Genomic DNA, 15,365 nt, shown 5'->3' on the forward strand with positions numbered 1-15,365 from the left:
ATCGTCACGGAAGAACCGAGGAGGCCGGTATCTCAATCATCGGTGAGCGTCACGCCGATGCCGCCAACCAGGGTGGAGGAGATGTTGTAGAGCACCGCCGAGAGCATGGCGAGGGCGGTCAGAAGGACCACATTGACCACGGCGATGATGGTCGCGAAGGACAGTACCTGCGGCAGTGAAGCGAACTGACGAAGATCGAAGCCCCCGCTCTCGGACCCGGCGATCTCACGCAGCAACTCGTTGACACCATCGAAGATGCCCGTCAGATCGAGCACGGTCCAGATCACGAACGATGCCACGACGGTGACGATGCCAAGGGCGACCGAGAGCAGGAAGGACATCTTGAGTACGGACCAGGGGTCCACCTTGCTGACGAGCAGGCGTGCCTTGCGGGCCTTCGCCTTCGGAGCCGGCTTGACCAGCCCCGGTCGCTGGGTCGGGCGTCCGGACTGATTGCCTGCCGAGGCAGGACGCTGCGCGGGACGAGCCGGAGCATTCACGCGCGGCGGAGCACCAGGCGATCGCACTTGTCCACTGGTAGTCCGCGGGTTGGTGTTGGCCGAGCTCACTCGTTACCTCCGTGTTCCGGCGACTCAGCGTCAGGCTCAGCCGTTTCCTCTGTCGACAACCGTACTTCATCGGCTGTGAACTCTGCAGGTTCCTCCGCCGGCGTCACGGTGTCGATGACCTCGACGTCCGGGCTCGCTTCGGACGGATCCTCGATGAGGCCTTCCTCCACGCCTACGCTCCGCTCGCTGTTGCGGGCGATGGCGATGATTCGGTCGGTCTTGTCCGGCTTGGCGAAGATGACGCCCATGGTGTCGCGTCCCTTCGCGGGAACACCGGTGACAGCCGAACGGACGACCTTCCCGCCGCCCATGACGACCAGCACCTCATCCTCTTCCTGCACCACGAGGGCACCGATGAGGTCACCTCGCTCCTCGGCGAGCTTCGCGACCTTGATGCCGAGCCCACCTCGTCCCTGGACGCGGTAGTCGTCGACGCGGGTCCTCTTGGCGAAGCCCCCCTCGGTGACGATGAAGACGAAGGAGTCGTCAGTGACGACATTGGCCGCCAGGAGCTCGTCATCCTCTCGGAACTTCATGCCGGTCACGCCGGAGGTGGCGCGCCCCATGGGTCGCAGAGCGTCGTCGTCGGCCGTGAACCGCAGGGACTGTCCCTTGCGCGAGACGAGCATGATGTCGTCACTTCCGGACACGAGCTGCGCCGAGACGAGCTCGTCGTTGTCGCGGAGGTTGATAGCGATGACACCGGCGGTCCGATTGGTGTCGTAGTCCTCGAGGCGTGTCTTCTTGACCAGTCCACGCTTGGTGGCGAGGACAAGATAGGGCGACTGCTGATAGTCCCGCAGATCCAGGACCTGGGCGATCGTCTCGTCCGGCTGGAAGGCCAGGAGATTCGCTACGTGCTGCCCCTTGGCGTCCCGTGCCGCTTCCACGAGCTCGTAGGCCTTCGCACGGTAGACCCTGCCCAGGTTGGTGAAGAACAGGAGCCAGTGGTGGGTGGTGGTCACGAAGAAGTGCTCGACGACGTCGTCGCCGCGCAACTGGGCCCCCTTGATGCCCTTGCCACCGCGGGCCTGCTGACGGTAATTGTCACTGCGCGTGCGCTTCACGTACCCGCCGCGTGTGATGGTGACGACCATCTCCTCTTCGGGAATCAGGTCTTCCATGCTCATGTCGCCGTCGTAGCCCATGAGGATCTCCGTGCGTCGATCGTCACCGAACTTCGCGACAATGTCGGACAGCTCGGTGCTGACGATTCCGCGCTGGACATCCTCGGAAGCGAGGATCCTGTTGAACTCGGTGATCATCGTCTCGAGTTCTGCGTGTCGGTCCTGGATCTTCTGCCGCTCGAGCGCCGCGAGGCGGCGGAGTTGCATGTTCAGGATGGCTGTGGCTTGGAGTTCGTCGATGGACAGCAGCCCCATCAGCCCGTCGCGCGCTTCTTCCGTCGTGGAGGAGGCCCGGATCAGGGCGATGACCTCATCCAGTGCGTCGAGCGCCTTCAGGAGGCCGCGGAGGATGTGTGCCTCCTCCTCCGCCTTCCGCAGCCTGTACCGCGTGCGCCGGACGATCACTTCGAGCTGGTGGGTGACCCAGTGCCGCACGAAGGCATCGAGACTGAGCGTCCGGGGAACATCATCAACGATCGCCAGCATGTTCGCGCTGAAGTTGTCCTGCAGCTGGGTGTGCTTGTACAGGTTGTTGAGCACGACCTTCGCGACGGCGTCGCGCTTGAGCACGATCACCAGGCGCTGGCCGGTTCGGCCCGATGTCTCGTCCCGCAGGTCTGCGATGCCGCTGACCTTGCCGTCCTTGACCAGTTCGGCGATCTTGATCGCCAGGTTGTCGGGGTTCGCCTGGTAGGGCAGTTCGGTGACGACGAGGCAGGTCCGGTTCTGGATCTCCTCGACATTGACGACCGCGCGCATCGTGATCGAGCCACGACCGGTCCGGTAGGCGTCCTCGATGCCCTTGTGTCCCAGGATCTGGGCGCCGGTCGGGAAGTCCGGGCCCTTGATGCGGGTGATCAGCGCTTCGAGCAGCTCTTCCTTCGAGGCCTCGGGATTCTCGAGGTACCACTGCACGCCATCCGCGACTTCGCGGAGGTTGTGCGGCGGGATATTGGTGGCCATACCGACGGCAATGCCGGATGACCCATTGACGAGCAGATTCGGGAAGCGCGACGGGAGGATCGTCGGTTCCTGGTTCTTGCCGTCGTAGTTGTCCTGGAAGTCGACGGTTTCCTCATCGATGTCCCGCACCATCTCCATGGCGAGCGGGGCCATCTTCGTCTCGGTGTACCGCGGAGCCGCAGCGCCGTCATTGCCGGGTGAGCCGAAGTTACCCTGTCCGAGCGCCAGCGGATAGCGCATGGTCCAGTCCTGGATCAGGCGCACGAGGGCGTCGTAGATCGCCGAATCCCCGTGCGGGTGATACTGCCCCATGACCTCGCCGACAACACGGGCACACTTGTTGAACGATCGGTCCGGCCGGTAGCCGCCGTCGAACATCGCATACAGGACACGGCGATGAACAGGCTTCAGTCCGTCGCGCACGTCCGGCAGCGCACGTCCGACGATGACCGCCATGGCGTAGTCCAGGTAGGACCGCTGCATCTCGGTCTGCAGGTCGACCTGCTCGACGCGGTCGGTCAGGACCTCACCCTCGAGGGGCTCGTCCGGTCCATTGCCGTTTCCGGTGGTGACGTCACTCATGAATCAATTCCGTTCGTGAAAGGTTCTCAACCACAAAGAAGACGCGGTCGCTGCCCGGCATATCGTGTAGGCGCTTCGACATCGCGAGGAGCGAGCATGACTCTTCGCGCCGGCGAGATGCCGTGTGTTGGCACTTAGATGTCGAGAAAACGCACGTCCTTGGCGTTCTGCTGGATGAAGTTGCGCCGGGACTCCACGTCCTCGCCCATGAGCACCGAGAAGACCTGGTCCGCCGCAGCGGCGTCATCCATGGTCACCTGGAGCAGCGTGCGGTGGTCGGGATCCATGGTGGTGTCCCACAGCTCCGTGTAGTCCATCTCACCGAGGCCCTTGTAGCGCTGGATCCCGTTGTCCTTCGGCAGTCGCTGGTTCTTGGCCAGTCCCATCTTGATGACCTCGTCACGCTCGCGGTCACTGAACACGTAGTCGTGCTTCGCGTTGGACCACTTGATGCGATAGAGCGGCGGCTGCGCGAGGTACACGAAGCCGTTCTCGATCAGCGGCCGCATGTAGCGGAACAGGAGGGTGAGCAGCAGCGTGGTGATGTGCTGGCCGTCGACGTCGGCATCCGCCATCAGCACGATCTTGTGGTATCTGGCCTTGGCCACATCGAAGTCCTCCCCGATGCCGGCTCCGAACGCGGTGATCATCGCCTGGACCTCGCTGTTGCCGAGGGCGCGATCGAGGCGGGCCCGCTCCACGTTGAGGATCTTGCCGCGCAGCGGGAGGATTGCCTGCGTCTCTGGGTTGCGTCCGCGGACGGCCGAACCTCCGGCCGAGTCACCCTCGACGATGTAGATCTCCGAACGAGCCGGGTCCTTGGACTGGCAGTCCTTGAGCTTGCCCGGCATGCCGCCGGACTCGAGCAGTCCCTTGCGTCGGGTGGACTCCCTCGCCTTGCGGGCAGCCATGCGTGCCTGCGAGGCCTGGATCGATTTGCGGATCACATCGCGGGCCGGGCCGGGATTGCGCTCCAGCCAGTCACCCAGCTGGTCGGTGACCACGCGCTGCACGAAGCCCTTCACCTCGGAGTTGCCGAGCTTCGTCTTGGTCTGGCCTTCGAACTGCGGTTCGGACAGCTTCACCGAGATGACAGCAGTCAGACCCTCGCGGATGTCATCACCGGTCAGGTTGTCGTCCTTCTCCTTGATGATGTTCTTCTCGCGCGCGTACTTGTTGATCAGGGTCGTCATGGCTGCACGAAAACCTTCTTCGTGGGTGCCGCCCTCGTGAGTGTTGATCGTGTTGGCGTACGTGTGGACACTCTCCGAATAGGCGGAGGTCCACTGCAGGGCGACCTCGACGGCCATCTTCCGGTCCGGGTTCTCGGTTTCGAAAGCGATGACATCCTCATGGATGACATCCACGCGTTTGGCCGAATTGAGGTAGCGGACGTAGTCGAGGAGCCCGTTCTCGTACAGGTACTCCACGCCCCGGTTCTTGGGCCCTTCATCGGATTTCTGCGCGTCGGCGATCTCGACGACCTCATCCGTTTCGATCGCTTGCACGCGCTCGTCGGTGAGGGTGATGCGCAGGCCCTTGTTGAGGAAGGCCATTTGCTGGAACCGCGCCCGGAGCGTCTCGAAGTCGAACTCGGTGCTCTCGAAGATCGAATCATCAGGGTAGAAGGTCTGGGTGGTACCCGTTTCCGCGGTCTCCTCACCCATCCTCAGCTCACCCACGGGCTTTCCACCATCCGCGAACGACTGGTGCCAGACATGGCCCTGGCGCCGGACCTCGGTTTCCACACGCTTCGAGAGTGCGTTGACGACCGAGATGCCGACCCCGTGCAGGCCGCCCGAGACGGCGTAACCGCCACCGCCGAACTTGCCGCCGGCGTGGAGGATGGTCATGACGACCTCCACGGTCGGCCGACCTTCAGTGGGATGCATGTCCACGGGGATGCCGCGGCCGTTATCGACGACCTTGACACCACCGTCGACCTGCAGGTTGATCTTGATGTGGTCGCAGTATCCTGCAAGGGCTTCATCGACCGAGTTGTCGACGACCTCGTAGACCAGGTGATGCAGCCCGCGAGGTCCGGTGGATCCGATGTACATACCGGGGCGCTTGCGAACCGCCTCCAGTCCTTCGAGGACGGTGATCTCGTTGGCTCCGTAAGCGTGCTCCGTCGCCGCCTCCAGAATCGGGGACTCACCCTCGCCGATCAACACATCACTCGCGTTCAACTCGTTTTCTTGTGCCACAGGCGCAGACGGCTCCTCAACTGGGTGGACCAAAACAATCTCGTCCTATTCTACCCTGCGGAGGGCGGCAAACCCGCACCAACAGGCCCTCATTGGCCGCTGAAGAGGCTTCAGAGCCGACCCGCGTCCGTCCATGAGGACGGATACGCCGGGCACATCCACAATTGCCCTACAGGCCACTCAGCGATCGTCCGTACCTCCACCCGTTCCACCTCATCCGTAGGTGTCGCGCGGGCCGCGCCCCTTCACAGTGCGCCCACCCTTGCGCCAACTCGGAGCGGCCGGTCCGACGACGGAGAGCCGGGTGACGACGCCGGCTCCCAGCTCGGCTTCGAACCTCTTCAGCACCTGCGGAGTGATGAGGCGTAGCTGGGTGGCCCAGGCGGTCGAGTCGCACCGCACCAGCACGGTGTCGGCGTCGAAGCTTTCCGGCACGCAGTGCGCTGCGATGTCGGCTCCCACGATCTCACTCCAGCGCGAGAGCACTGATCCGACGGCGACAGGGGACTTCCAGCCGCGTTCGGCCAGCATGCGGGAGAAGACGTTCCCGACACCCTCCGGGTCCCGACCGCCGTACACCGGCTCGGGCGAGTAGCGCCGGCGGCCGGACTTCGCCGTCCGCTTCGTTCCGGCCTCACGCGGCGTACCCCTGGACTGCGAGGCGTTGCGCAATCTATTGAGGAGCGCCTGTGGAGCATCTTGCTCCGGGAATCCCTGGGCTTCTGCCGGGGCGACGTCCGGTTCCTCCCCGTCATCGGCGCTGGTGCGGCGGCGGTCCGGTGCGGGCGGTGTTCCTGCGTCACCCTTCGCGGAATCCTCCGGCGGGCGCTGCTCAGACACTCGAATCACCGCGATCCCCGCCTTCGGAGGCCTGCGGCCCCGGTTCGTGTCCTGAACCGCAGTCTGGAGATGTTCCCCCATCTGCGATACCGCCGGGCACCACCCGGATCTGTCGGCCGAGGAGCGCCTGCGGAATGTCGTCTCCTACCGCGGCCGTGACGAGCACCTGTTCGGCCGGGGCCACGATGGCGGCCAGGCGGTTACGCCGCTGTGTGTCGAGCTCTGCAAAAACATCGTCGAGGATCAGGACGGGGTCGCCCCCGGGGGTGCGGTCCTCCTCCAGCAGCAGGTAGTGGGTGGCGAGGCGCAGCGCGAGGGCCATCGACCAGGTCTCCCCGTGCGATGCATATCCCTTCGCCTGCACCTGCCCGAGCTGGAGCGTGAGGTCATCCCGGTGAGGCCCGACGAGCGAGATGCCCCGTTCCAATTCCTTCTTCCGATGTCGCAGCAGACTCGCGACGAACAGTTCGGTGAGGTCCGGAAGGGGAAGCTCCCGCAGGGCTCGCGCCGCGTCGCCCCGAGCCGTGGCACCGCCGGCGTCATCGATCGCGGCGACCATATCAACGTCCGAGGACGAGATACTCGACGCATACAGGGTGTCCACTTCCTTCGATCCATCGGTCAGCTCTTCGTAGGCGCGCTGCACGTGGGGGCGAAGCTGGTCCACGAGTACGAGGCGGGCGGACAACAACCGTGCCCCTGCTTCGGCGAGGTGCTGGTCCCACACATCGAGCGTTGCGTCGTGTGCCGTCGAGAACCTTCCGGCGGCACGGGCCGATTTCAGCAGGGCGTTCCGCTGCTTGAGCACTCGCTCGTAGTCGGCGCGCAGCGCGGACTGGTGCGGAAGCAGGGACACCATGACGTCGTCCAGGTAACGCCGTCTGGCCGACGGATCACCCTTGACCAGGGACAGGTCTTCGGGTGCGAAGAGGACCGTCTTGAGGATGCCCGCGGCATCCCGTGCCCTCACCGGGTTCGCCCTGTTGATTCTTGCTCGGTTCGCCGTCTCGGCGTTGATCTCCACCTCGACGCTCGTACGCTGCTCACCACGTACAAAGCGTCCGCGAATGATCGCCCGGTCAGCGTCGAGAGCGATGAGCGGTCTGTCGGTGCTGACCCGGTGGGACGAAAGCGTGGCGAGGTAGCCGATTGCTTCGACGATGTTCGTCTTACCCACACCATTCGGTCCGACGAACACCGTGATGCCGGGTTCTATCGCGATATCGAGCTGCGCATAGCTCCGGAACCCGGTGAGCGAGAGGTGCTCAACGTACACCGGACATCACTTACTCGACTTTCGGCTGGGCGGGCTTCACGGCGTGACCGCCGAACTGGTTGCGGAGCGCGGACACCATCTTCATGGACGGTGAGTCCTCCTGGCGCGAGGTGAAACGAGCGAAAAGGGCTGCCGTGATGGCGGGAGCAGGAACCGAATTGGCAATGGCCTCCTCGACGGTCCATCGACCCTCGCCGGAGTCCTCGACGAAGCCGGCGATCTTCGACAGACCCGGATCCTCCTGCAATGCCTTGACGAGAAGATCCAGGAGCCAGGACCTGACGACGGTTCCTTTCTGCCAGGCGGCGAAGGTGCCATGGACATCCTTGACGATGTCCTTGGCCTCGAGGAGTTCGTAGCCCTCGGCGTACGACTGCATCAGCCCGTACTCGATGCCGTTGTGGACCATCTTGGCGTAGTGGCCGGCCCCGACATCGCCCACGTGCACGAAACTCTCTGCCCGATCCCCGTCAGGGCGAAGGGCATCGAAGATGGGCATCGCGAGTTCGACATCCTCCTGACTGCCACCGGCCATCAGTCCGTAGCCGTTCTCCAGGCCCCAGACACCACCGGAGACGCCGCAATCCAGGAACCTGATGCCCTTCTGAGCAAGCAGCGTCGCATGGATTTGGTCATCCGTGAACTTCGAGTTGCCGCCGTCGATGACCATGTCACCCGCTGACAGGGCTTCGGACAGGTCCTTGACCACGCCATGGGTGATCTCGCCCGCCGGCACCATGACCCAGACGATTCGGGGAGCGGGGAGTGCGGCGACCAGTTCCTGGAGGTCCGCTACATCGGTGAGCCCGGGGTTTCGATCGAAGCCGACGACGTCGATACCCTGCCCACGCAATCGCTCCCTCATGTTGAAGCCCATTTTTCCGAGTCCAATGAGGCCGATGTGCATGAGTTTCTCTTTCTGCGAGACGAATCCGACGACGGTCCGGACGACTGGTGAACGTGCCGTACGGCTACTGGTTCGGCAGCCGCACAGGCATCAGGAGGTACCTGTAGTCTTCCCTGTCCTCACCCGTCGAATCATCCTGAGCCGACATCACTGCAGGCTTGGGAGGTGAGGTGAAGGAGAAGCGGACGTAGGGGCTGCTGAACGCACCGAGTCCCTCACTCAGGTAGTGGGGGTTGAATGCCACGGTGATGTCATCGCCGTCAAGGGTGGCTTCAATGACTTCCGATGCCTGCGCATCCTCTCCGGTGCCGGCGTCAAGTGTCACCTGACCCTCGGCGAACGCGAGCCGGACGGGCGTATTTCTCTCGGCCACGAGCGATACACGGCGAACTGCCTCGACCAGCATGCTCGTCTGGACAGTAGCGTGGATCGGCGTTTTCTCCGGGAACAGGGACCTGATCTTCGGATAGTCGCCGTCGACGAGGAGTGAGGTGGTGCGGCGCCCCCCGGATTGAAACCCGATGAGCTCCGAGTCCTCGGAGAAAGCGATGTTGAGATCGCCTGCACCACCCAAAGTTTTTGCGACCTCATTGAGGGTCTTTGCCTTGACCAGTGCGCTGGTCGAGATCCCCGGAGTTGTGGGCTTCCATGAGACTTCGCGGAGTGCCAGGCGGTAACGATCGGTCGCGAGGAGGGTGATCAGGTCATCCTCGATCTCCATGCGGACCCCGGTGAGGATGGGAAGGGTATCGTCGCGGCTCGCGGCGATGATCACCTGGGAAACAGCCTGAGAGAAAGCCTCGCCATCGACGACGCCGCTGACGTCCGGCAGCTTCGGCAGTTCCGGATACTCCGCTTCGGGCATCGTTGCCAGGTTGAAGCGGCTGTTACGACAGGTAAGAGTGACTTTCGAGCCCTCGGTCGAGACCTCGACGGGTGCGGAGGGGAGGCTTCTGCAGATGTCCGCCAGGAGCCGGCCCGAGACCAGGATCGTGCCTTCTTCCAAAACGTCGGCAGCGATCTCCAGACGTGCCGAGATCTCGTAGTCGAAACTCGCGAGGCTCAGGGTGCCGGCCTCGGCTTTGATGAGCAGACCTGCGAGCACGGGCACCGGCGGACGTGGCGAAAGCGAGCGTGCGGTCCAGGAGACAGCCTCTGCCAATACATCCCGCTCAACTCTGAATTTCACGGAGCAGTGCCGCCTTTCGCCAGATCAAAAAAACAGCCACCAGCGAGATGCCGGCGGGCAATGGGGTCGAACGTCGTCCACGGAGTGCCCGGGCACGGGGAACTACAACCCTACTGGGTGAAAGCTTAGCCCGATAGCAGGCGATCCCAGGAGGGTCCGGAGCCCGGGGGCGAGGTGTGATCGGTACGTGGAATGTTATTTGAAGAACTTTTGAAGTTTAAGGTTCGTAGTGTTAATAACTGCTGTGGATTCTGTGGATAAGTGCTCTCCTCCGGGAGCTGATGCCGATCTGCCCTGTGGACAAGGTGTGGGTCCACACGACTGCCTGCAGTGGGCGCCTGTGGGCGGAATCCTTGTAGTTCTGCGGATCCACAGGGAGACAGGGAGTTGTCCTCAGGATGACAGCGGTTGATCCCCTAGTTATCCACAGCCGTATCCACACCTGTTAATTACAGTCGTGGCTGACGAGCCCGGTCAGGAACGGTCAGGCCTCACGCTGCTTGTGCTTGATCCTGTTCGTCAGCTCCGTGACCTGATTGAAGATCGCGCGTCGTTCCGCCATCAGCTCGCGGATCTTGCGGTCAGCGTGGATGACGGTGGTGTGGTCTCGCCCACCGAGCTCCGCCCCGATCTTCGGCAGCGACATATCAGTTAGTTCCCTGCACAGGTACATGGCGATCTGCCTCGCGGTGACGAGGGTCCTCGTCCGCGACTTGCTGCACAGTTCCTCCATGCTGATCTGGAAGTAGTCCGCAGTCTGCGCCATGATCACCGCCGACGTTATTTCGCGTGCACCGTCGTCGGAAATCAGGTCCTTCAGGACCACCTCCGCCAGGTTGACGTCCACCTGCTGGCGGTTCAAGCTGGCGAACGCCGTCACCCGGATGAGGGCCCCCTCCAGCTCACGAATGTTCGTGGCGATCTTGGAGGCGATGTATTCGAGGACGTCATCGGGTGCACTGAGGCTGTCGCTGATCGCCTTCTTGCGGAGGATCGCGATGCGCGTCTCGAGTTCGGGTGGCTGGATGTCGGTCAGGAGGCCCCACTCAAAACGAGATCGCATGCGCTCCTCGAATCCGATGAGCTGCTTGGGTGGCAGATCGGAGGTGATGACGACCTGCTTGTTGTGGTTGTGAAGTGCGTTGAATGTGTGGAAGAACTCCTCCATGGTCCGGTCCTTGCCGGACAGGAACTGGATGTCGTCGATCAGCAGGATGTCCACGTTGCGGTAGGTCTGCTTGAAGCTCGAACCCTCGTCGTCGCGGATGGAGTTGATGAAGTCGTTGGTGAACTCCTCGGAGTTCACGTACCTGACGCGGATGCCGGTGTACAGGTGGCGGGCGTAATGGCCGATGGCATGCAACAGGTGGGTCTTGCCGAGCCCCGAGTCCCCATAGATGAAAAGGGGGTTGTAAGCCTTTGCCGGAGCCTCGGCGACAGCTACGGCAGCGGCATGCGCGAAGCGGTTCGACGAGCCGATGACGAACGTATCGAAAATGTACTTGGGGTTGAGACGCCCGAACTCGTGGGAGTTGCTGGGCGGGGTCGGAGACGGTTTTGCATCACCCTTCGGCTCGGGAAAGCTCTGCTCGACAGGTTCCTGGTCGGGAACCTCTTCCACCGCGGGAGTCAGCTCGGGATCGATGACGAAAGCACACTGGATGTCCTCCCGGAAGACGTCACGGAGGGCGTCGTCGAGGGCTCCTTTGAGTTGTGTCTGCAGGACTTCCCGAGTCAGTTCATTCGGAACGGCGATCAGCATGGTCGATCCGATGAGTCCCTGTGCCTGCGCAAGGACCATGAAACCGCGTTGCCGCGGCGTCACGCGATCGTCCTGTTCGAGGGTCCGGATGACTTTACGCCAGGAACTCCCGACGTCATTTACCTCATCAGTACCCACGAAAAAACCCCTCTTGGCTGTGCTGTCCACGCTCGAAAAGGTCCGTCATCCACAGAGTTGTACACATGTCGTGGATAAACGGACCAGAGCCAAGACTAAGGGATCAAAAGTGCAGAAGATAGCGGACTGGAGCGGCTGCGGGGGTGGTGAGGAGGGGCTCACCCGGTGCTCCTGACGATGCGTGTAGTGTGGTTCGAGCGCTAGTTGTCCACAGGCTGTAGATGAAACCAGCCCACAGCCCGACGACGGCGAGTTTGACGCCCAACAGCCGCGTCCCCTAACGTGATGTAGTCCAACATGTCTGCATTTCGCATGCCATCACAGGTGTTCCCGGGTACTAAGAGGCCTCGGGATGTGACAGCTCCTCCAGCGAATGTCGGATGTACACCTTCATCGCGTCAGTCTGTTCTTCCCCCTTGTTGTAATGGGCCGGACGCATCTCAAGATCGTTCTGGAGTAATCACAGTGAGCAAGCGGACTTTTCAGCCGAATAACCGCCGTCGTGCCAAGAAGCACGGTTTCCGTCTTCGCATGCGCACCCGCGCTGGTCGTGCCATCCTGTCGGCGCGCCGTGGCAAGGGCCGTACCGAACTCTCGGCATAAGCGGTTCCTCCCTCGCCATGCAACCCTCGGGTGATCGCAACGGCACAGGGTCTCCTCCTTCAGCAAGGAGCAGGAGGTCCACGTGCTTCCAGTGATCCACCGAGTGCGAACGGCAGCGGATTTTGCACGTACCGTACGTTCCGGTGCCCGCTCAGGGCGCCGGAACGTCGTGTTATACGGCTTCAGGACGTCGGAGTCCTCGCCCTCGAGAGTCGGCTTCATCGTCGGTAAGAACGTGGGGAACGCCGTCACGCGCAATGTCGTTAAACGAAGGCTGCGCCATGCTTCGGCGGAGTGGGTCACCCTGCACCCTTCTGGGTTCGACGTCGTTGTCCGCGCACTTCCGGCGGCAGCAGAGGCTGACTGGGGCACTCTGCAGGATGACTTCACAGCCTGCTCGACCGCGGTGGCCCGCAAGCTGGAGCGCCGGGAGAAGTCGGAGAAGGAAGGCGGAGTATCGTGAGCAGAGTCGCCGTCAGTGTGTTGGCCTTCCTCATCGGCTTGCCCCGCCTGGCTGCGATCGCTGTGCTGATCGCGTACCGGAAGGTCGTCTCTCCGCTGTATGGACAGGTGTGCCGTTTCTACCCGAGCTGTTCGGCGTACGCACTCGAGGCGGTCACCGTACACGGTTTCGTGAAGGGAAGCTGGCTTGCCTCCCGACGGGTGGCCCGCTGCCACCCCTGGAACGACGGCGGCGTTGACCACGTGCCCGAAGGTTCCAGGATCTTCCCGCCAGGGAAGATCCCCCCGATTGTTGTGTTGAACCACCCGGTGATCCCGGTCGATGACGAAAGCCGCCCCGCGGCTTGAGGAGCTAACAGATTATGGGTTTTTTTGAGACGATCCTGGCGCCGTTCAGGTGGCTCGTGTCGTGGATCATGTTCATGTTCCACGAGGGCTTCTCGTTCCTCGGAATGGACCCCGCATCCGGGTGGACCTGGGTGCTGTCGATCGTCGGGCTCGTCGTCGTCATCCGTGCCGCCCTGATCCCGGTCTTCGTCAAGCAGATCAAGGCCCAGCGGGGCATGCAGGCGCTGCAGCCCGATCTTCGCAAGCTGCAACAGAAGTACAAGGGCAAGACGGACCAGCTCTCGCGCCAGGCGATGACGCAGGAACAGATGGCGCTGTACAAGAAGCACGGGACCAACCCGTTCGCTGCCTGTCTGCCCATCATCATCCAGATGCCTTTCTTCTTCGCACTCTTCACTGTGCTCAACGGCATCTCCCGTGCGAGCGAAGAGGGTGAGACGATCGGAGCCCTGTCGGCGGAATCGGTCCGGCAGTTCGACAACGCCACGATCGTCGGTGCCCCCCTCTCCTCGACGTTCCTCGGCAGCTTCGGTGCCGACGGGAACCTCAGCGTGATCCTCCTGTCCGTCGTCATGATCATCGCCATGACGGCGTCGCAGTTCATCACGCAGAAGCAGATCATGGCGAAGAACATGTCCGAAGAGGCGATGCAGAGCCCCTTCATGCGTCAGCAGAAGATCATGCTCTACATCCTCCCGCTGGTCTTCGGCATCGGTGGCATCAACTTCCCCATCGGCGTCCTGGTCTACTGGACCACCACGAACATCTGGACCATGGTGCAACAGTTCTACGTGATCCGGAGGATGCCGACGCCTGGTTCTCCCGCGGCGAAGGCGCTCGCGGAGCGCCGTGCCAAGAAGGGCCTGCCCATGGTTCCGCTGCTCGGTGAGCGTAAGACCGAGCCGGCCATCGAAGCCGTTCCTGAGGCCCGTGTGCAGCGCGTTCAGCCCCAGCGTAAGAAGAGGAAGAAGCGATGACCGTGGACAATGAAGAGCAGACGCCAGAGCTCGGCGAGGCAGAGTCCCCGGAGGAGGCCGGTGCATCGGATGGGACCAAGTCCTCGCGCCTCGATGAAGAGGGCGATGTGGCAGCGGACTACCTGGAGGAGCTGCTGGACATCGCCGACATCGATGGAGACATCGACATCGAGGTGCGGAGCGGTCGAACCTACATCTCAATCGTCTCCGAAGGAACTGAAGATACCGGATTGGGTGCACTTGTCGGAGCCGACGGCGAGGTGCTCGAGGCGCTGCAGGAGCTCACGCGGCTGAGCGTGTTGACCGCGACCGACGCGCGATCGCGTCTCGTGCTGGACGTCGACGGCTACCGGGACCGCCGCGGCCGTGAACTGACGAAGATTGCGCGGGAAGCCGTTGACAAGGTCAAGGAGAGCAGCCAGGACCTGGCGCTGGCCCCGATGTCAGCGTACGAGCGCAAGATCGTTCACGACGTCGTCGCAGACCTCGGTCTGGTCAGTGAGTCCGAGGGCGAGGGCCAGGCACGACACATCGTCGTATCGCCCAGTGATGACTGAGGTCGCCGGCCAGCCTTCAGGTGCCGCTCCCGAGCCGAGTCCGGCGGAGCTGGCCGCCGCCCGATCTGTATTCGGACAGCATGTGGACTCCGCTCGCGCTTTCGTCGGGCACCTGTCCTCCTCCGGCATCGAACGTGGGCTTCTCGGTCCGCGGGAAGTCCCCAGGCTGTGGGGACGGCATGTGCTGAACTGCGCCGTGGTTGCCGATCTGATGAGTAGCGATTCCACCGTTGTAGACGTAGGTAGTGGCGCAGGGCTTCCTGGCCTGGCCATTGCCATTGCCAGGCCAGACCTCCACCTCCATCTCGTCGAACCGCTCGAGCGGCGCGTCACGTGGCTCGCCGAGGTCATCGAGGACCTGTCCCTGACCAACGTGACGGTGCACAGAGCCCGCGCCGAGCAGGTGATCGGGGATATCGCCGGTGACTATGTAACTGCCCGGGCAGTATCTGCACTCACCACGCTCGCCGGATGGACGATTCCCCTGTCGAAGCCGGGTGGAGCGGTGCTGGCCATCAAGGGGCAAAGTGCTGCAGAAGAGATTGAAAAGGCCAGGAAGGTGATCCGCAAATTGGGCGGGGGAACTCCGGAGATCGTCACGGTCGGCACGGACGTCCTCGAAGAGCCGACCACCGTCGTCCGGATACCGGTTCGTCCAGCCTGACCGGACCCCGCGTGGTCCACGAAGTGCTGGTCCCGAAGAGCCGTGATCTTCCGGCTACCCTTGTAGATAACGACGTCTGGCATGTGAGAGTGAGCTACTGAGTGACCATCAAGGACGCCCCCATGAAAAAGCCCGAGCCCCGGCTGCTGACAGGGTCCTCACTCGCGATGGGCCTACGGGAAATACAAACCGGA

The 15,365-nt window shown here is 62.9% G+C and carries 14 protein-coding genes; 6 read left to right on the plus strand and 8 right to left on the minus strand.

What is annotated here, in order from left to right:
• Positions 1-32 precede the first annotated feature (32 nt).
• From D6T63_RS10035 to dnaA, 8 genes are all read right to left on the minus strand, one after another.
• Complete coding sequence (locus D6T63_RS10035; protein ID WP_120148882.1) at positions 33-569, minus strand: DUF3566 domain-containing protein; 537 nt, start codon at positions 567-569, stop codon at positions 33-35.
• Positions 566-3,241 carry a DNA gyrase subunit A gene (gyrA, locus tag D6T63_RS10040; RefSeq protein WP_120148883.1) on the minus strand — a complete coding sequence of 892 codons (2,676 nt, stop codon included), beginning with the start codon at positions 3,239-3,241 and terminating at the stop codon, positions 566-568. The genes D6T63_RS10035 and gyrA overlap by 4 nt, the downstream gene beginning before the upstream one ends.
• Positions 3,242-3,375: 134 nt before the next feature.
• A complete protein-coding gene (gene gyrB / locus D6T63_RS10045) occupies positions 3,376-5,388 on the minus strand; it encodes a DNA topoisomerase (ATP-hydrolyzing) subunit B (protein ID WP_120148959.1) in 2,013 nt (670 codons plus the stop codon).
• A 273-nt stretch (positions 5,389-5,661) separates the two neighbouring features.
• Positions 5,662-6,288 (minus strand): DUF721 domain-containing protein, encoded by a 627-nt coding sequence (locus D6T63_RS10050; protein WP_235830658.1) that lies wholly within the window; start codon positions 6,286-6,288, stop codon positions 5,662-5,664.
• Positions 6,281-7,564 carry a DNA replication/repair protein RecF gene (gene recF / locus D6T63_RS10055; protein WP_120148885.1) on the minus strand — a complete coding sequence of 428 codons (1,284 nt, stop codon included), beginning with the start codon at positions 7,562-7,564 and terminating at the stop codon, positions 6,281-6,283. Before recF ends, D6T63_RS10050 begins: the two co-directional genes overlap by 8 nt.
• A gap of 10 nt (positions 7,565-7,574) precedes the next feature.
• Positions 7,575-8,471, minus strand: coding sequence for a phosphogluconate dehydrogenase (NAD(+)-dependent, decarboxylating) (gene gnd / locus D6T63_RS10060; RefSeq protein WP_120148886.1), 897 nt, complete (start codon positions 8,469-8,471; stop codon positions 7,575-7,577).
• A gap of 64 nt (positions 8,472-8,535) precedes the next feature.
• The gene (gene dnaN / locus D6T63_RS10065; RefSeq protein WP_120148887.1) at positions 8,536-9,660 is read right to left on the minus strand and encodes a DNA polymerase III subunit beta; all 1,125 of its coding nucleotides are present in this window, start codon (positions 9,658-9,660) and stop codon (positions 8,536-8,538) included.
• A gap of 484 nt (positions 9,661-10,144) precedes the next feature.
• Positions 10,145-11,560 carry a chromosomal replication initiator protein DnaA gene (dnaA, locus tag D6T63_RS10070; RefSeq protein ID WP_120148960.1) on the minus strand — a complete coding sequence of 472 codons (1,416 nt, stop codon included), beginning with the start codon at positions 11,558-11,560 and terminating at the stop codon, positions 10,145-10,147.
• 465 nt (positions 11,561-12,025) lie between these two features.
• On the opposite strand from dnaA, the gene rpmH reads away from it, so the two are divergent.
• The 6 genes from rpmH (at position 12,026) to rsmG (ending at position 15,171) form a co-directional block, all read left to right on the plus strand.
• Complete coding sequence (rpmH, locus tag D6T63_RS10075; protein ID WP_022892375.1) at positions 12,026-12,163, plus strand: 50S ribosomal protein L34; 138 nt, start codon at positions 12,026-12,028, stop codon at positions 12,161-12,163.
• A 103-nt stretch (positions 12,164-12,266) separates the two neighbouring features.
• A complete protein-coding gene (gene rnpA, locus D6T63_RS10080; RefSeq protein WP_328588669.1) occupies positions 12,267-12,626 on the plus strand; it encodes a ribonuclease P protein component in 360 nt (119 codons plus the stop codon).
• Positions 12,623-12,973 carry a membrane protein insertion efficiency factor YidD gene (gene yidD / locus D6T63_RS10085; RefSeq protein WP_407923730.1) on the plus strand — a complete coding sequence of 117 codons (351 nt, stop codon included), beginning with the start codon at positions 12,623-12,625 and terminating at the stop codon, positions 12,971-12,973. Before rnpA ends, yidD begins: the two co-directional genes overlap by 4 nt.
• Before the next feature lie 14 nt (positions 12,974-12,987).
• The gene (yidC, locus tag D6T63_RS10090) at positions 12,988-13,950 is read left to right on the plus strand and encodes a membrane protein insertase YidC (RefSeq protein WP_120148890.1); all 963 of its coding nucleotides are present in this window, start codon (positions 12,988-12,990) and stop codon (positions 13,948-13,950) included.
• Entirely contained in the window at positions 13,947-14,507 is a 561-nt protein-coding gene (locus tag D6T63_RS10095) for a Jag family protein (RefSeq protein WP_120148891.1), read from the plus strand. Before yidC ends, D6T63_RS10095 begins: the two co-directional genes overlap by 4 nt.
• Entirely contained in the window at positions 14,500-15,171 is a 672-nt protein-coding gene (rsmG, locus tag D6T63_RS10100; protein WP_120148892.1) for a 16S rRNA (guanine(527)-N(7))-methyltransferase RsmG, read from the plus strand. Before D6T63_RS10095 ends, rsmG begins: the two co-directional genes overlap by 8 nt.
• The last annotated feature ends 194 nt before the right edge of the window (positions 15,172-15,365 follow it).

Origin of the sequence: Arthrobacter cheniae (assembly GCF_003602275.1) — a bacterium.
GTDB classification, from domain to species: Bacteria; Actinomycetota; Actinomycetes; order Actinomycetales; family Micrococcaceae; genus Arthrobacter_D; species Arthrobacter_D cheniae.